This is a genomic window from Candidatus Babeliales bacterium (assembly GCA_041660205.1).
GTDB lineage: Bacteria > Babelota > Babeliae > Babelales > Chromulinivoraceae > JACPFN01.
The window spans coordinates 1-18,814 of the sequence record JBAZWT010000016.1; the positions used below are offsets into that span (position 1 = coordinate 1).

Annotated in this window: 15 protein-coding genes; 7 read left to right on the forward strand and 8 right to left on the reverse strand. The window is 36.2% G+C overall.

Going from position 1 to position 18,814, the window contains the following annotated elements:
* The 3 genes from bamA to WC747_04925 all read left to right on the forward strand — a co-directional run.
* The coding region (bamA, locus tag WC747_04915) for an outer membrane protein assembly factor BamA (GenBank protein MFA5999331.1) at nt 1–2,489 on the forward strand (2,489 nt) is incomplete at its 5' end.
* 54 nt (nt 2,490–2,543) lie between these two features.
* A complete protein-coding gene (locus WC747_04920) occupies nt 2,544–2,933 on the forward strand; it encodes a cell division protein FtsL (protein MFA5999332.1) in 390 nt (129 codons plus the stop codon).
* 9 nt (nt 2,934–2,942) lie between these two features.
* Entirely contained in the window at nt 2,943–4,586 is a 1,644-nt protein-coding gene (locus tag WC747_04925; protein ID MFA5999333.1) for a penicillin-binding protein 2, read from the forward strand.
* A 200-nt stretch (nt 4,587–4,786) separates the two neighbouring features.
* On the opposite strand, the gene WC747_04930 is transcribed toward WC747_04925, so the two are convergent.
* Entirely contained in the window at nt 4,787–6,565 is a 1,779-nt protein-coding gene (locus WC747_04930) for an AAA family ATPase (protein MFA5999334.1), read from the reverse strand.
* 198 nt (nt 6,566–6,763) lie between these two features.
* On the opposite strand from WC747_04930, the gene WC747_04935 reads away from it, so the two are divergent.
* Both WC747_04935 and WC747_04940 read left to right on the forward strand, forming a co-directional pair.
* Nucleotides 6,764–8,344: a hypothetical protein gene (locus WC747_04935; GenBank protein MFA5999335.1), complete on the forward strand. Its 1,581-nt coding sequence runs from the start codon at nt 6,764–6,766 to the stop codon at nt 8,342–8,344.
* A 147-nt stretch (nt 8,345–8,491) separates the two neighbouring features.
* On the forward strand, nt 8,492–9,169 hold the full coding sequence (locus WC747_04940; GenBank protein ID MFA5999336.1) for a hypothetical protein: 678 nt from the start codon (nt 8,492–8,494) through the stop codon (nt 9,167–9,169).
* Nucleotides 9,170–9,310: 141 nt separating this feature from the next.
* On the opposite strand, the gene WC747_04945 is transcribed toward WC747_04940, so the two are convergent.
* The 6 genes from WC747_04945 to WC747_04970 all read right to left on the reverse strand — a co-directional run bounded on the left by WC747_04945 (nt 9,311) and on the right by WC747_04970 (nt 15,880).
* Nucleotides 9,311–10,075, reverse strand: a complete 765-nt coding sequence (locus WC747_04945) for a M48 family metalloprotease (protein ID MFA5999337.1) — start codon at nt 10,073–10,075, stop codon at nt 9,311–9,313.
* 94 nt (nt 10,076–10,169) lie between these two features.
* Nucleotides 10,170–11,837 (reverse strand): chaperonin GroEL, encoded by a 1,668-nt coding sequence (gene groL, locus WC747_04950; protein MFA5999338.1) that lies wholly within the window; start codon nt 11,835–11,837, stop codon nt 10,170–10,172.
* 39 nt (nt 11,838–11,876) lie between these two features.
* Entirely contained in the window at nt 11,877–12,161 is a 285-nt protein-coding gene (locus WC747_04955) for a co-chaperone GroES (protein ID MFA5999339.1), read from the reverse strand.
* Nucleotides 12,162–12,348: 187 nt separating this feature from the next.
* On the reverse strand, nt 12,349–12,747 hold the full coding sequence (locus WC747_04960; protein MFA5999340.1) for a VOC family protein: 399 nt from the start codon (nt 12,745–12,747) through the stop codon (nt 12,349–12,351).
* A gap of 76 nt (nt 12,748–12,823) precedes the next feature.
* Nucleotides 12,824–14,110, reverse strand: a complete 1,287-nt coding sequence (locus tag WC747_04965) for an FAD-binding oxidoreductase (protein ID MFA5999341.1) — start codon at nt 14,108–14,110, stop codon at nt 12,824–12,826.
* A 15-nt stretch (nt 14,111–14,125) separates the two neighbouring features.
* Nucleotides 14,126–15,880: an ABC transporter ATP-binding protein gene (locus tag WC747_04970; protein ID MFA5999342.1), complete on the reverse strand. Its 1,755-nt coding sequence runs from the start codon at nt 15,878–15,880 to the stop codon at nt 14,126–14,128.
* A gap of 176 nt (nt 15,881–16,056) precedes the next feature.
* On the opposite strand from WC747_04970, the gene WC747_04975 reads away from it, so the two are divergent.
* Nucleotides 16,057–16,512 (forward strand): hypothetical protein, encoded by a 456-nt coding sequence (locus WC747_04975; GenBank protein MFA5999343.1) that lies wholly within the window; start codon nt 16,057–16,059, stop codon nt 16,510–16,512.
* Between the two features lie 52 nt (nt 16,513–16,564).
* Here WC747_04975 and WC747_04980 read toward each other — a convergent pair whose 3' ends face one another.
* The gene (locus WC747_04980) at nt 16,565–17,557 is read right to left on the reverse strand and encodes a GNAT family N-acetyltransferase (GenBank protein MFA5999344.1); all 993 of its coding nucleotides are present in this window, start codon (nt 17,555–17,557) and stop codon (nt 16,565–16,567) included.
* Between the two features lie 628 nt (nt 17,558–18,185).
* Between WC747_04980 and WC747_04985 the strand changes: the two genes are divergently transcribed.
* Nucleotides 18,186–18,359 carry a hypothetical protein gene (locus WC747_04985; GenBank protein MFA5999345.1) on the forward strand — a complete coding sequence of 58 codons (174 nt, stop codon included), beginning with the start codon at nt 18,186–18,188 and terminating at the stop codon, nt 18,357–18,359.
* Nucleotides 18,360–18,814: the final 455 nt, after the last annotated feature.

Below are 18,814 nucleotides of genomic sequence, written 5' to 3' on the forward strand. Positions count from 1 at the left end.
ACAAAAAAAATCCCCAAGCAAAAAAACCTACCATACAAACATTCCCCCAAGCAATTGATTATGCTCAGCGACTTGAGCTACATGAATCACATCGAAAAATCAGAGACATTCATGTTTCTGGTAACCTTGCTATTTCAAAAGATTCAATCATCAACCGTTTACCTTTAAAAGTCGGTGATGAATTTAACGTAAATTATACAGCAACAATGATTAAAAATTTGTATAACCTTGGTTTATTTCACCAAATACAAATTTACGGCGAAACACTTGAGTCGGGTGAAATTGATCTGCACATTGTTGTTCAAGAAAAACCAAAGCTGCATGAAGTAACTTTTGTCGGCAACAAAGCTTTCTCTGAAAAAGAGTTAAAAGAAGAATTAAAATCTGACAAAATAGTCGCTCTTGAGCAAGAAGAACTCAAAGCTCTTATTGCAAAAATAAAGAAATTTTATCGAAAAAAGAATTATCATCACGTCAACATTACTGGTCAACTTATACATAGTGATGATGGTAAAGTGTCTGCAGAATTTACCATTAAAGAAGGTAAAAAATCTTACCTGAACAGAATTTCTTTTAAAGGAAATAAACAAATTCCAAGCAAAAAACTCAAACGAGTTATCTTTTCTAAAGAAGATTGGATTGGAGGTCTGCTTGATCATTCAGGAACATACAGTCCTGAAATGTGTGAGGGTGACAAATACATGATCGAAGAAATTTACAAAAACAATGGTTTTGTAAATGCAAAAGTTACTGACGTACAAGTTCATCAAGACCCTGCTTTAAATGATTATCATATCACCTACATCATTCAAGAAGGCGATAGATACACCATTAAAGATGTAAATATCGAAGGTAATCATTTAGTAACGGAGCAACGCCTGAGAGAAATAATCCCTCTGCGCGAAGGTCAAATTTATTCACTAGAAAATATTCGTACCGCTCTGGAAAATCTCCGTATGATCTGGGGAGAGCATGGTTATCTCTTTGCAGATATTGAACCAAGTATCGATATTAATGACGAGAATAAAACCGTATCAGTTTCTTTCAACTCTGATTTAAAAGAACAAGTATACTTAAATCGTCTTACCATTCGTGGAAACAAAAAAACACGTGATAAAGTTATTAGACGACAAATTTTACTTGATGAAGGCGCTTTAATCACCAATCAAAAAATGGAACTTTCCAAAGCATGCGTTGGACTCTTGAACTACTTTGATTCAAAAGGCGGCGTTAACTGGAAAACAATTCGAATTGATGATACTCATGCTGATTTAGACCTTATTGTTAACGAAGTAAAAACTGGTCACTTTAACGCAAACTTAAGTTTTGGTGGATCACCAACTTCACGATCTACTCCTCAAACAGGGCTCAGCTTTTCAGTTGGTTGCGGAGATCGAAACTTTATGGGCTCAGGTTTTGCGTTTGCAACCTCTGCTGAAATTTCAAAAAAATATCGTGCGTTTATGGCATCTGCAAGCAATCCTTGGATCTTTGACAGACCTATTCGAGGAACAGTAAACGGATTTATTAAATCTTCTGAATATGATGATGAAATTTCTATCGCTGAAAATGCACCACTTGAACGTGCCATCGGCGGCGTGCTTGGACTTGGTTACTTCAGTAAACTTCTCGGTGGAGTTTCGGTAAATAGTGAAGTTAACATTGAACGAATTATTTATGAAAACAAAATCAAAGCAGCAAAACGACTTGGTGCTGGCGATATGGTCATTGCGCAATTACTCCTTGATAAAAACTTCCAAACAGGAAATCAACTTTCATTTATTACAACATTTAGCCAAGATCAACGTAACGGTGTTGCATTCGTCACGCACGGACATCAATGGCAATGGATAGCACAGATTACTGTTCCAGGATCAACACAATGTGAAGAAGCTCAGCATCCTTTAAAATGTGAACAAGTAGCAACCCCGTTAAACCCTCAATTCAATTATTTTAAAACAGAATTCGATATTTCATGGTATACACCACTTATTAACGAACACGATCTAGTACTTGGCGTTCATGGAAATGTCGGATATCTCCATCCATTTAAAGGAAAAGATGTTCCATGGAAGCAGCTGTACCATGTAGGGGGACCTAAAACTATTCGTGGTTACACCTACGGACAAGTTGGACCTAACTGGAGAGACAGCTCACTTGGTGCAACAAAAGCATTTAACGTTAACGTAGAATTTATTGTTCCTCTTTCATCAAATTTAAGTACTCGCGGAGTTATTTTCTACGATGGTGGTGCTGGTTGGGATACTCCTTACCGTGATGAATTCTCAATTGCTGCAAAAAAAGAGGGTTTATGTTTTGAAAAAGAATTCATAAATAACAATTTCTTCTATCGCCATAGTGTTGGTATTGGTATTCGTATCAAATCACCAACGCCTCTTCAGGTTGATTTCGGTATCAAATTGAACCCAAGCAAGCGATTCAAAAAAGAATTGACTCAAATGCATTTAAATATGGAGCAGGCTTTCTAGAGGACGACTAACGTCGATTTGCTTATTTATAATTTTTTTGTGTAAGCTGCGAGTATGAAAAATAAAACATTGCTTTTACTTGCCGTGTGTATCAATTTGATTATCATTTTTTTATTGATACACAAGCAAAACAAAATTATAAAATTGTTGTATGAAAATCAACAGCTCACTGAGCAAAAAGAGATTTTGCTACAACAAAAAAAAATGCTGACGTTGCAGTACCACAAGGGACAACAACTGTCGTCGATACAAACATTTGCAAAAAATAATTTAAAGATGAGCGCTATCAAACTTAAAGAAGCAAAGACCGTTTGCGCGCAAACAAATGATCATGAGATTTCTAACGCTGGATCCCCGGCGCAAGTCCGACGAAGCCTTGGCGAAGTCTGGAGTCAAGCCCGAGGACGAAGAGTAGAGAAAAATATTTCTGAGAAACAAGTTTAGGGGGCAATAATGGATTCGACACATAATAATTATCTCAGATTTTTTACCGTGATTATTGTCTTCTTTTTGCTCTATGGCATGATCATTTTAAATTTATATTTCATTCAAATTCGACAAACTTCTTTCTTTAAAAACTTGGGCGATAAACAGTACAACATCACCCTGCAAACACTCCCACAGCGCGCTTACATTTACGATAGAAACAATAATCCGGTAGCGATTAATAAAGACAGCGTTGCCGCATTTATTTTGCCTAAAACTCTAACCAAGCCGGATGAGCTTTTTGCTTTCCTTCAAAAACATTTTCCTCAAGCTTTCGAGCGGCTTCCGTCATCTCGTACCAAAAACTTCATGTTTATCAAACGAAATTTAACTCCAGAAGAAATAGCTACTATTGAAAAAGCAGATCTTACAGATATTAATTTACTCAACGAATCAAGCAGATTTTATCCCTACGAATCACTGGGCACCGTTGTAGGTATCACCGACGTTGATAACAATGGTTTATTCGGCATTGAAAGCCAATATAACAAACAACTTGCAGGCACTCCAACCACATTCAATTTAAAAAAAGATGCCAAGTCACATCATTTTTATTTTTCAAAAGAAACAAAAGAGCAAGGCGCTGACGGCCAATCGATAACGCTTACCATTGATGCTGACATTCAATTTAAAATGCAGACCATTTTAAACGAAGCAGTTGAGCGCTATGGCTCTCAGGAAGCTGGTGCTTTAGCTATGGATCCACAAACCGGAGAAATACTTGCCGTTGTTTCATATCCACATTTCGACCCAAACAACACCAAAATTTTAGATATGGAAACTACGAAAAATAGACCTATCACCAACTGCTTTGAAAGTGGTTCTGTTTTAAAAGTCTTTATGGCACTTGCAGCTCTTCAAGAAGGAGTTACTGCTCTTGATGAAATTATTGACTGTGAAGATACTAAAGAGACAAGACTCGATCACTTACGCATTAGAACCATACAGCCACATGGAAAAATTTCATTTCTTGAAGTGTTAAAATATTCAAACAACATAGGAACAGTTAAAATTGCCAAACGCCTTGGAGCTGATTTATACGATTATTATAAATTACTCGGATTTGGACAGTCAACTGGCCTTAATTTTCCAGGAGAGCAAAAAGGTTTTGTAAATCATCCATCAAATTGGTCTGCTTACTCCATTCAATCACTTTCATACGGATATGAAATTACCACCTCTCTTCTGCAGCTTGCACGCGCATTTAGCTTGCTTATCAATGGTGGCTATTTAGTTACGCCAAAATTAATAAAAGACGACACCGTAGAAAAAACAGGACCATTGGTTTCTCAAAAAACTTTAGATGATGTTTTAACAGTTCTTGAAGCTACGGTACAAACAGGTAGTGGTACACGTGCTCAAATTGCTGGTTACAAAATACTTGGTAAAACAGGAACAGCTAATATTTTAATCAATGGTAAATATGATGATAATCGACATCTCTACACATTTATTGGAGCTATACAAAAAGATAACTATCAACGAGTTATTGTTTGCTACGTTAAAGATTCAAAACGAGCAACCTATGCTTCTATGATTACTGCGCCACTTTTTAAAGAACTTGCAGAATGTATGATTTTACATGAACAAACAAAAAGTATGTCTTTATAGTTGAAAAAAAATTATTAGACCTCTTCTGAAACCCTCTCCCACTCTCTACCATACCGCGATTAATTCGCGGTATCCACAAAGAAGAAGGCATGGATTACGTGAATAAATCACGTAATGGTAGGCGTGAAAGCGAATTTAAATTACGTAAGTAAACCAGCCCTTCGATAAAAGTGTTGGGAAATTTTAATTTCAGAAAAATTTTATTCACCCAGTGAATATGAAATATCTGGCTGCAGAGCGCCACAAAGTAAATACACATCGCTGCCAAATACCGTGCCATCTTTAAGAAGCATTTCAACTAACTGCTCTAACTGCGCTTTATGATCAGTTACAATTTGCCATGCAACAGTTCGACATTCGTCAATGATTTTTGCTACCGCTTTATGCAAGCTGGTTGCAATATCATTAGGTAAATGAACTTGATCGTATATAAACTCATCAAACGTTACGTCTTTAAATTCCTGCGTCATACCAAATCGCATCACCATGTTGGTTGCGAGCTCGCGAGCTTTCTGTAAATCAGACAATGCTCCAGCGCCTCGACCAGCATACATAATTTCTTCTGCCACGCTTCCACCAAGCAGCACAATGATTTCTGCTCGAATATCAGCCTCACTGCAATGATACCTTTCTTTATCCATGCTAAACGTCAAACCAAGAGCTCCGCCACGCGGCGTAATGGTAACTTTGTACAAAGGAGCAGCATCTTTTTGAAACACGCAGGCTAAAGCATGTCCAGCTTCATGGACTGCTGTTTGCCATAGTTCTTTTTTCGATATATCCATACCTTTTGTTTCACGGCCCAACAGCATGTAATCTCGTGCTTGATCAAAGTGATCCATGGTGACTATTGTTTTGCCTTCACGAATTGCAATAATGGCTGCTTCGTTAACAAGCTGCTTTAACTCTGCTCCCGAAAACCCTGGTGTCCCTATCGCAATTTTATACACATCAATATCTTTTGATGATTTTATTTTTTTCAAATGAACTTTTAAAATTTTGCTGCGATCTTGAACAAATGGCGCATGAATTGTAACTTTTCTGTCAAATCGTCCTGGTCGCAGCAATGCGCCGTCAAGCACGTCAACGCGATTAGTTGCTCCTATAACAATAACTGGATTTTCTTGTTGTTCAAATCCATCCATTTCAGCAAGTAATTGATTCAATGATTGAGCTAATTCTGCTTCAACACCAGATCCGTGAGGTGACCGCGTCCGCCCTATTGCATCAATTTCATCGATAAAAATAATGCATGGAGCAAGTTCTTTTGCCACTGCAAATAAATGACGAATTCGCGCAGCACCAACTCCAACGATAGCTTCAATAAATTCAGATGCGTTGATATATAAAAATGGACATTGCGCTTCACCTGCTAGAGCTCTAGCTAAAAGTGTTTTTCCATTTCCAGGAGCTCCCGAAAGTAAAACACCTTTAGGAACAAGCGCACCAATATCGGTAAACTTTTTTTGATTTTTTAGAAACATTAAAATATCAGACAAATCTTCTTTTGCCGTTTCAAGTCCAGCCACATCTTTAAAAGTAGTAAGGATTTCACCAGGATAATAAATTCGAGAACCAGACTGTGAAAACGCAGCATAATTATCATCATACCCACCTATCATTTCTTCTAGATCATCATCAAAATCAGGCTGGCAAATGCTGTCTAAAACTCTTTCTTTTTTGTAATACATTATTGCTAGTGTTGCCAAACTTCCTATAAAAAGTTTTCCTCGATGCTCTTGAATTTTATCGGGATACAAACAAACTCCAAGAGAGGATGCAAGAATGCTTACAGAAAGTAATGGATGATTTTGTAAAAAATTTTCTGTGCATTTTTTTGAAGCATTAAGCGGTCCAACCTTAAATACATAATCAGTTTTTTTAGAGTTTTTACTGTTTTGTTTTTGTGAAAAAACATATCCTTCACAACAAAAAAAAGTTAAGAACAAAAAGATTTTGAAAAAAGAATTTTTCATCATAGAGTAACTTTCAAAGTAAGGTTGTCAGAGGTCGTTTGCTTAGCACCAAAGTAATATAAAAAAATAGTAAAAACAATGACAATATCTTGCATAAAAGTAATGGGTACAAAAACAGATTGATTTTTAAAATTATCAAAAATAAAGTTATATGATATGGTACAAGCAAAGACAGAACAACCTTGGAGAAAGGAACGTAGAATGAAATATAAAATTATTGCCTTTTTGTGTGTCATCTTTTGCCATGAAAACAGCTTTGCGCTCAGAGATTACACCAATCACATGTTCATGTTGACACGACCTGTATTTGATTCTATCGGCATTAATCAAACATCTTGGAACGACTTTGCTTATAAATACCAAGCTCCAAAAAAAGGTATGACGTTTCAAATATGTCCAATCTACGCTCAATCTTATGATAACTTAGAAAATCCTGCATACTTTTTATTCAACGGAAAAAAAGAATTAGTTGTTGCAGCAGGAAGTCCATCAAACAATTTCACAACTACCCCGCAAGGACAAATGGTTATCGATCCAACATTAGGTCAATATACCGTTCCATCGTTTGGCAGAGATATTTTAGGCCAATGGATTGGTGTAACAAGTACCCACGGTTCAACATTCACTCTGCAACCACGTCAACGCCAAGCAAGTGTCATGATTGAAATACTTCAAGACCTTAAGCCAATGTTTGAAAACAAATTCTTTCACAGCTGGTTTATTGATATAGCAATACCAATAACATGGATAGAAAATAATATTGGATTTAAAGGAAAAGCAGATGTAGCTAAAGCTTTTAGCCAACCAAGCTTTCAATTCGCAAAAATTCTAGAATGCAATCACTCTTCTACCAGACTTACCCAAGCTCAAATTTCACTTGGAACAAAATATATAACAGAAGATGATCTACATATTATTTCCAGCACAGGACTTATCGTTCCTTTAGTTGAACAAGACTGTAATGGCGCACTATTTTTACCAATACAAGGATTTAATTCTCACTTTGTTATCAATGCGCAAGCACTTTTCCAATTTCCTATTTGCAAAAAATCAGATAATGCAATTTCTCGTATTTTATTCTTTTTTGATTTCAGCAATAACTTTTTAATGCGTAATCACCAACTGCGAACATATGACCTGAAAGATAAACCATACTCTCGCTACATGAAACTTTATGATCGCCACAAAAATGAAACTGTTCCCGCTATGAATGCTTTAACGCTTCGATCACGCGTTGAACCTTTCAATATTGTCAACTTCGCAACAGGCTTTAGGTTTAAATATCACGATAGCATGGGTGAAATTGGATATGAACTTTGGTCACATGGTAGTGAAGTTTTAACACCAGAACCAAAAGCTGGCGATGACAAATACAGATGGGAAGACGGTCGATATGGTATCGCATTTATTAATGAAGATGGCGTTTTAGCAAAAATCAATTCTACTACTGGCGCCGTAGAAGCTCTTTCACTCACAGAACTCGGACAGACAGCAAGTGAAAGTACCATTAATTTTGTTGCGGCACCAGATGGACAATCATATTGCTGCCCTACAGCAACGTTTGTACAACAAAATAAATATATCGATATTCGAGATCTTGATAGATTTTCTGGCGGCATGCGTCCAACCATTACTCATCGAGGATTTGCAAGCATTGGATATGGAAACAAAGGCGTAAAACGTGATTTATTTGCCAACCTAGGATTATTTATTGAAGCTTCCCAAAATAACGCAGCTTTATGTTTGTGGGGAGGATGGGCTAAGGCTGGATTCACATTTTAAAAATTAAATGATTTTCGTATAAACGCAGCCTATCAAGTCTTGGCAACATATTCGTTTAAAAAAGTGCGAATTCGACAAATAGAAAAACATTGGTATACTTTTTGTAAAACCATTTTTTTCAATTTCAAACAATTAGGGACTAATTTCATGAATAAATCGCTTTTAATGACTATCGTCTTTGCAACAGCTTTGACGCAAGCAAGCCAAAATCCAAAAGGAGTTTCTTTTCATCCAGACACTCCTCCTTACGCAGCATGGTCCAACAAACCTGTATCAAATCAACATGATTCACTCAATCGTTCATTTCGTTTTTCACAAAATGGAAGTTCTCCTGAGCAGCAAAATCCTTCATCTTCTTCATTAACAGCAAGACTTTCATCTTCTGCCCTATATGATGCTAAACAAACTCCGAATACTTCTGAAATTTCACCTGATGCTCAAGAACCTAAAGATTTTTCTGGCGCTACTGCACCAAGCAATACACCTGAAAGAATTACTCCTGGCGCTATTGCACCATGCAATACACCTGAAAATTATTCTGGCACTGCAGCACCATGCAATACACCAGAACCTACATTATCACCTGAAGAAATGTATAATCTAGAACATGCAGAATTAAGCAAAAGAATACGCGTATCTGGTACACAAGAACAAGAACGCGAAGATTTAAAATTTTTTGGCAAAACAGGAACTTTTAAAACAGTCGATGCTTTGCTTATCCAGCAAGCAATAACACGTCCTCTGCCTGTTCGAGTATATGGCACTCCAATTCAATCATCTACTGGAATGGCAATAACTCCTGTTTATTCTACAGATACTAAATAACTAAAAATCATTTCATTAAAAAAGCCCTTGAGAAATCTCAAGGGCTTTTTCTTTGTAAAAATTGAACAAACAAAAAGAGAGAAGTCTGTGCATTGTCAGCTTCTCTCTTTTTTTATTTTTAAAACTCTAAATTATCTAATTTTAAGCAACCACCGCAACAGGCTCATCTTTATCATATGATGGATCAACACTTTGCGGAACAACTACTAATTCGTAGCCAAATTTATTTTTAAATTCTGCTTTAATTCGAGATAAACGATACTTAGTAAATGAATGCGCAATACCAGGTAAAAATCCTAACGGAGCAAAACGATCTAAGAATTCATAAGCAGCGATCCAAGCTTGTGGATTACTGCAATGCTTCATAGCAAAATCATCTGCCGCATATTCTCTAGTTGCCTGCATATAAATCATAGATACATATGATGCCATAACTACAGCAAGACTACCAACTGCTATTTTATTTCTATTATTCAATGACAAATCAAGAGATGACACAACAGCATCAATTAAATATGGCGCTACAATCATACTAGCCAAAGCAATTTGTGATTTTACAATATCTAAATTATGAATATGACCAGCTTCATGCAGCAAAATCCACTCAGTCATTTCTTTATAAAATTTATTGCCCTTTTCTAATTCTTCAATCCATTTATGAGCAAAATAAATAGTATCATTATCAGCACAAGGTCCACTCCAAATAATAATTGGAATATTTTTTAAAGCTTCTGGATACTTAACGCGTAAAGCATCAAAATATTTAACAGTTTTTGGATAATAAGTTTCACTCAACTCCCAATATCCACCAAGTCCAACGCCATTTAAAACGTTGTTACAGCAACCATTTGCTTTTTCTGATGAAAAAGTGAATAAAGCTACACATAAAAATAATAATTTTTTCATGAATCTTTCCTAATTAATTACACAAAAAGAGAGGAGCTAGCACCATGCCAGCTTCTCTCTTTTTTTATTTTTAAACTCTATGTAACTATGCTTCTTACATCATCCCAGACATACCGCCCATACCCATAGGAGGCATTGGATGATCTTTTTTCTCTTCTTCAATGTCGCAAATCATTGCTTCAGTTGTCAGTAGCAGTCCAGCAATCGATGCTGCATTTTGCAATGCACAACGAGTTACTTTCACAGGATCGATGATCCCTGCCGCAATCATATCTACATATGTGCCTTCTTTTGCATCAAAGCCCATTTTCACATTAGCAGCGTCAATAGTGTCGTTTCCAGTTTTAGCGGTATAGCCAGCAATAGCGTTAACCACTACAGAACCTTCATGACCAGCGTTTGAAGCGATAATGCGAAGCGGTTCTTCGATAGCGCGACGAACAATTTGAGCACCAAGTTTTTCGTCACCAGAAAGTTGTAGATCATTTAAAGCTGTTTGAGCATGAAGTAATGCACAACCACCACCGACTACAATACCTTCTTCAACGGCTGCGCTTGTTGCACTTAAAGCATCATCGATACGATCTTTGATCTCTTTCATTTCAACTTCAGTAGCAGCACCAACTTTGATCACTGCAATTCCGCCAGCAAGCTTTGCTAAACGTTCTTGCAACTTTTCAGAGTCGTACTCTGACGTGCAATTTTCAATTTGCATTCTGATTTGAGCAACACGACCTTTGATAGCACCTTCAGATCCAAGACCTTCAATAATGGTGCATTCATCTTTGGTCAATATTACTTTTTTAGCACGACCTAAATCTTGTTCCATTGTTGTATCAAGGTTCATACCTTTGTCTTCAGAAATCACAACACCGCCAGTAACAATTGCGATATCTTCAAGCATTTCTTTACGACGATCACCAAAACCAGGAGCTTTAACCGCAGCTACTTTTAAAGTACCGCGAATTTTGTTTACAACGAGTGTTGCAAGCGCTTCGCCTTCAAGGTCTTCAGCAATGATTAAAAGTGATCTGCCATTTTTTGCTACATTTTCAAGAATTGAAATAAGCGACTTCATATTGGATATTTTTTTATCACACAACAAAATCAATGGATCGTTTAAGACTGCTTCCATTTTTTCAGAATCAGTCACGAAGTAAGGAGACAAGTATCCACGATCAAATCGTAGACCTTCTACAACGATTAATTCGTTTTCAGTGCCTTTCGCTTCTTCAACCGTAATCACACCATCTTGGCCAACTTTTTCCATTGCATCAGCAATTATTTGACCAATAGCTACGTCGTAGTTTGCAGAAATTGTAGCAACTTGCTCAATTTCTTTTTTGTTGGTGACTTGCTTTGCCATTGCTTTGAGTGATTTGACCACCGCCTCAACAGCTTTGTCGATTCCACGCTTTAATTCCATAGGGTTTGCGCCCGCAGTAACGAATTTGTTACCTTCTTGAAAAATAGCTTGAGCCAAAACAGTTGCAGTTGTTGTTCCATCACCAGCTACGTCAGCTGTGCGACTTGCCACTTCTTTAACCATCTGAGCGCCCATATTTTCGAGCTTATCTTTTAATTCGATCTCTTTTGCTACAGTTACACCATCTTTAGTTATAGCTGGTGGTCCAAATGATTTTTCGATCGTTACGTTACGGCCTTTGGGCCCGAGAGTTACTTTAACCGCATTGGCTAGGATATTAACCCCATCCAATATTTTTGATCGAGCCTGAGACCCGAATACGATTCTTTTTGCCATGCTTTACAACCCTTCACGGTTACTAATTTAATTCTTCAATTACTCGATAATACCTAGAATGTCATCTTCTTTAAGAACTAAGAACTTTTCCCCAGCCTTTGTTCCTGCATATTTACCAAAAAAGATAGTATCACCAACCTTGACTTGCATAGGTATAAGATCACCTTTGTCATTTTTAAGACCACACCCTACTGCCATAACTTTACCAGTTTGAGTTTCTTCTTTAGCTGCATCGGGTATATAAAGTCCGCCAGCGGTCTTAGTTTCTTCTTCTATTCGTTTAATCCAAACATTGTTACCGAGTGGCCGAAATTTTTCAAACATATAAACACCCTTTTGTTTATAAAATGTAACGAATTTCTGTGGTTTATGGCTGCCTTTTTATCCAGGCTTCCACACTTATAATTATAGCTTAAACCCTAAAATCTTCAATGCCTTTCTGGCAAGGAAAAAGTGTACAGATAAAGAAAAAGGACCACTTTTGCAGCGGTCCCTTTTTGTGAAAACTTATTTATTTTGCTTCTTTAGCCTTCTGTGCAAACTCTTGAAGTTTGTCAGGAGTTGCTTGGTACAGATCCAAAACGTTTCCTCCTGGGTCTTTAATCCCAACCATAACTCCATGTGGAGCTACAACTGGCTCGTTTACAAACGTCACGCCTTCAGCTTGCAGCTTTTTGTGCAAGGCTAGAAGATCTTCTAGCACTTCAAACACAACGCCTGTGCGAATATTGTCTTGCGCTTGATCTGTTGGGCATAGTCCAATTTTGACACAACCAAGATCAAATTCCGCCCATTTTCCTTCAAGATGGAATTTTTGAGGAATTCCTAATTTTTTGTAAAACTCTACAGCTTTTGGCAGATCTGGTTGCATTAAAATGATCATGCCTAATTTTATCGGTCCATGTTCCATAAAAACTCCTTGTTGATAAATAGATTTTCTTTCAGTGTATTATATTTTTATGAAAAACTTAAGAGGATCCAGCTCCTTAAGGGATATTTTGTTTTAGCACATTACACAACGCAAAAGATAATTTTGTGCCCAAAGCTGACTGTAATCTCCCACCAATCGGAAAGCTACGATATGGACTAACGTAACTATCCATATCTGTTCGACCTTCAAACATATGCTGAGCGCTATACTTTCCAAATGCCGCAGCAATTGGCAGTCCTGCACACGCTGCAACATAATAAATATGTTTAAAATCTTTATCAGGTCCTACCATTGGAGCAATATCTTTTGAAATACCTATCAAACCTGGCCACACATACTCAAACTGGATAGCAACTTGAGGAAATTTTTTACGGAATGAATTGGTTAATTTTTTAACAATATAATCATGATTGTGAGTTTCTTTAGATGCATAAGTTGTCCACAAATCTCCACCGCCAAGCAACAGTCGGTTATCTGCCGTCACGCGAAAATAATTATAAATCAGCTCACTATCCCAAATCATCAGTTTTTCTTTAGGAAAAATTGCATGAATCTGATCATCGGTTAATTGTTGCGATGCCATAACAAAATTTTGAGCATGATACACATCCTGAGAAAGCATATTTAATTTTGGCGTAAATCTATCGGTACATACAATGATATAATCAGCAGTAATTTTTGCTTGGCCAGTAATGATTGTGTGATCATGAATGCTTGTCACAGGTGTTTCTTCAAAAATAAGCACACCTAAAAGCTGCAAGTGTTTTTTCATTTCTTGGCAGTAGCCGTAAGCATTAATCCCAAAAGTATCTTCATACGCTAAACCACCAAAATAACCCGTTGATCCAATATATTCATGAACCTTTTTGGCATCATACAGCTCTGACTTAAATCCTAATTTTTGTAAATTTTCATGCTCAATGGCAAAGTCTTTAAGCACACTCTTGCTGGAAGCAACCATAAGTGAACGAGCAGGCGCGTAACCACAATCAAATTGATTGTCCACAATATTATTTCGGATATTTTCAACGCCGCCACTAATAAAATTCCATATTTTAGCCGCATCTTGCTGGCTAAATCGCTTTGTAAAATCGGTCAATGAAAGTTCAGCATTTGGAGTAATAAATCCAGAACTTTTTCCCGTTGCTCCAGAGCCACAATAAAATTGTTCTAAAACTGCAACCTTTTTCCCTTGTTTGACACACTCAAGTGCAGCACTCAGACCCGCCATGCCACCACCAATGATTGCAACTTCTACATGTATATCTGCAACTAATGGCATTGGTGCTTCACGCTTGAGATACCACAATACTTGATCTTGAGGAGGCCACATATTTTTCATAAACTATCATCCTTTTTATACATTCCACAATTGAGCATAGACTCCATTTTTTTCCATCAACTCGTCATGAGATCCAGATTCTACTATCTGGCCATTATCTAAAACAAAAATAATATCTGCTTGCCGCACGGTTGAAAGACGATGCGCAATAATAATAATCGTATGATCTTTTCTTAAACGATCCATTGACTCTGAAATTAAAGATTCAGTCTCATTATCAAGAGCTGACGTTGCTTCATCAAAAACTAAGATACGAGATTTTTTCAGTAAGGCTCGTGCAATGGAGAGTCTTTGTTTTTGACCACCTGAAAGATTTTTTCCATATTCATGCAAAACTGTTTGATATCCTTGCGGCATTTCCATAATAAAATCATGTGCTTGTGCCATTTGGGCAGCTTTGATTATATCATCTTGTGATGCTTGAAACGTACCATAGGAAATATTGTCTTGTATGGTTCCATCAACCATGTACACACTTTGACTTACAAGGCTGATCGACTCTCGTAAATCATCAAGTTTCATATTTTTTATATCACGGCCATCAATAGCAATAGACCCACTTTGTATATCATAAAACCGTAATAATAATTGCACGATAGTACTTTTTCCAGATCCCGTTGTTCCTACAAAGCCCACTGTTGTTTGCGCTGGAATATCAAACGATAAATCTTTAAAAACTTCCACTCCGTTAGGATATGAGAAAGCAATATTCTCAAAAACAACTTCTCCTTTCATATCTTTAACAGAAAACGATTCTGTTCCGCTCATAATTTTTGGTTTAGCATGCAAAACAGCCACAATACGATTTGCAGAAGTAACTGTTTTTTTATATGAATTTACGATATGTGATGCTGTTGTAAATGGCCACAAAAAACGCTGCATTAAAAACATAAGTATCGCATACATACTTATTTCAATAGATCCTTGCAATATAAGTTGTCCCCCAACAATCATTGCTGTAATAAATCCAACCATAATAGCTAAGCGAACCGAAGGAATATACAAAGCCGTAACATTACTTGAATCACCAAAAATCTTTTTAAAATGATTACTTTCATTATGTAAACGCTTTAATTCATACTGTTCAGTCGTATAACTTTTTATCGCAGAAATAGCATGCAAACGATACATCGTATGATTCGAAATCTTACCTGACGCCTGACGCAATTTTTCATACAATCGAGCTAATTTATGTTGAAAATAATAGGCTATATAAATCACGAAAGGAATCGGTATCAACGTTAACAAAAAAACCTTGGGCGAAATATACAGAAACACTGCTCCCAGACCTATAGTACTTATCATTAATTGAATCAATTCATTCGGGATCTGGCTAAAAAAAGTCCCTATTTGAGCAATATCCTCTTGAACAACAGTCAAGAGTCCACCAGTTGTTTTAGTTTCAAAATATTCCAGATCCAAGCCTTGCATCGTTTGATATGTTTGCAAACGTAAATCATGTTGAATTTCTTGAGCTAGATCATGCCATGTTACATAATATAAATACTCAAAAATTGCTTCCAATATCCAAAAGGTTGCCATCAGACCACTCACCACATACAATTGATACATCGGATCTAAAACTCCGAACTGAGCAATAACGGACTTTTCTTGACTTACGACAACATCGATTGCAACACTCATTAAAATTTCTGGAATAATATCACACACTTTGTTGATGACAGAATAGATGGACGCCAACAAAATACTTTTTTTATGTGGCGAGGTAAAAGACAGTAACCCCACCAAATTATTTTTCGCAAACAACATAAAAACTCCTTAAAACGATAATACTTCTGAAAATCTTTCGTAACACAGTTCAATATCTCATTGATATAGTCTGTCATGAATTATGACTTACGCTTCGATAGAGACATCTTTACATTTACGATAATGTTTACTACCGTACAAAAGTTATAACTAAACGTCCTAAAAAAGGAGAAAAAATGTTCGAAATTATCTATATCTGTAAAGTTGGAATTCTTGCAGGAATTATCATGGGCATGGCTGCTATGATCTTAAACCTGGTAAAATTTACCACCCTAGATCTTACTTCCTACATGGGCTGTCTGCTCACAAAGCGATCATCAGGCACGATCAACTTTATTGCCGGATTTTCATTTCATCTTTTTGCATCTGCTGTCTTAGCGCTTGTGTATGTTTTTGTCATCGGCATGTTTCAAATTTCACTTTCGCTTCATGCAGGAATTGTTGCTGGTTGCATTCATACAATTATTTCTGGCTGCCTTTTACCTCAGCTTGACCGCTTTAATGCATGCGCTGCAAAAGGCAAACTTCCTCGCATGGGATATTTTGCATCAAACTATGGAACTAATGCCATAATCACTTTTACAGCAGGACATATTATTTATGCTGTAGTTGTTTTTTGGATGCTAGCTTAAAAAAACATTCTCATAAAAAATGGCTCGTTTTACACGGGCCATTTTTATTAAATCAGATACTTTTCATTTTCATCGATACATGTTTTTCAACAAAACCAATTGATTGATAGCAATGTAAGGCATTAGTATTTTCAACAAGTGCAGCAATTTGCAATGTTTTAATTTCGTTATCAAAAGCAAGTTTCTGAACTGCTTGAATAAGAGTTTTAGCTATTCCTTGACGTCGATAATCTTTGTGAACAGCTAAATATTCTATTTTATAAACACTGTCATCTGAAAGAACAATGTACACAAGAGCTCCACAAACTTGTCCCTTACTATCATGCGCCAAAAAAGCTTGATATTCAGGAGTTAGCAAAGAATTTTTAAGCTCTTGTGGTTCATATCCATTTAATTTTTTATAAATTTCTGCATCGTCAAACAATTGACACATTTTATTCACATCTAACTCGTTATTTTTGTCGAGAGGATAGATGGTGAATGAATTTTGATGATTGAGATACTGATCAAAGTCATCAGATGATTTTTTCATGATGCTGATATTTGAGTATGAGTAAAATTTCAATTTTTGCAGTAATGCACATATAGCTATGTTGTCTGATGTTATATGGGTATATATCGTATCGATATATGGAATTTTTTGTAAAAATTGTAGCATAGCAGTCGCTACTCCTTGACGCCTGTATTTTTTATCGACTACGATAGTTTTTAACCAAAAATCATGATTTTTAAAAAGAAAAAAAATGGCTGCACCATATATTTTATAACCTTTTTTCGCAATGATAATATGATACTTTTCAGACTTACACTTTTTCAGATAATATTTGCTTTCGTCTATATAATTTTTTATCTTAGCAATCGAAACTTCAGAACTCTCTTCTATTCCTTTATCTGAAAAAAAACTGTACAAAGAATTGATCTCGTGCTCATCGTTAAAATCGATAAAGCGTATTTCAAGTTTTTGCGAATTATTTGTACAAGTTTGTAGACAGAATGCTATAAAGATTATGCTGAATACTGAAAAAAACTTTTTATACGCAACCATTGCCGATTCCTTATGTTATTTTCTCATTGTTAATTTATTTGGTGAATTCAACTCACCAGTGCAACACTAATGTATAATTCCTACTAGTTTACATTATTGGCTAAAAAGTTAAAGTTGTGAAAAAAGTTTAAAATTTTTCGTGGTTGATTGTTTAATTTTTGTCGAACAAATTTTAATATTGCCTCTGAAATAGAAGCAAAGCAAAATTTTTTAGGAAAATACTGACGGAGTAATCCCTAAGTATTTTCATTTAAACCACGTTGCCATGAAGTATGTGCATCAGCAAAATGGAACTACACCATCAGCCCCAAATGTAATGGTTATTTATTTACAGTCCCTATAGGACGCGCCCATACTGGGCGCTCAAACAAGCCTGCGACTTAAAAAACCGCAGGTTTGTTTTTTAGAAATGTTTTTATAAAGTACAAAACTTACTCTTAGTAAATAATTTTTTACGTTTTTTTATTCATAAAATAATTACATCTTATTAAAAACACCTAAACCTCTTGTTGAAGTTTGGTTATGTTATCGTATAATGATTCAATCAAAGGTGGAGTGTTTTGAAGGGGAGCACTAAGCAGTATATTACCAATCTCACTCAAACGAGTGATAACCAAAAGGGCCCAAAATGACTAATACAAACAAGTCACTATTTCTAATCACATTGCTAGCTACAGTAGCAATCGATGCTACGCCAAGATTGTTCTGTAAAATAGAAGTGCCAACACCTCCAACTCCTTCGCCTAAACAGCAAGATAAAGGTGACACTAAAGCTCCTTCAACTCCACGTCCAACTAAGTAATTAGATGGGAGTAGTAATGACTCAATTGTTGTTTTATTTTCTAATTATTTGTTCTTCTATTCATTGCTCTAAAAAGAGTCATGATGGGCCACCGTTGTTTATCAGAGATATTTGTACGAATATAGCCTAAATTATTGTTAGCCCTAAACTCACAGTGACCTCGTTTTATACACATGAGACAAAAAACTACACATAAAAAAAATCCATCCGACGTAGTCATTCGTAGCTAACTGCAAAGCAGTGCGTAGTAGGACTGCTTGAGTGGATTTTAATTTTTTAGCTGGTTGCAAACCATACGACATAGTCCTACGAAGTGTTAACGTAGTAGGAAGCTTGTTACAAAGTAACGCGTAGTATGGCGTCCCGTAGGGGACTATTTTAGAACTTTTAAGACTAGCCCTTAACTGCTTTACATTTGTGAGTATCGCAAATATCTAATTAATCCAACCAGAAAA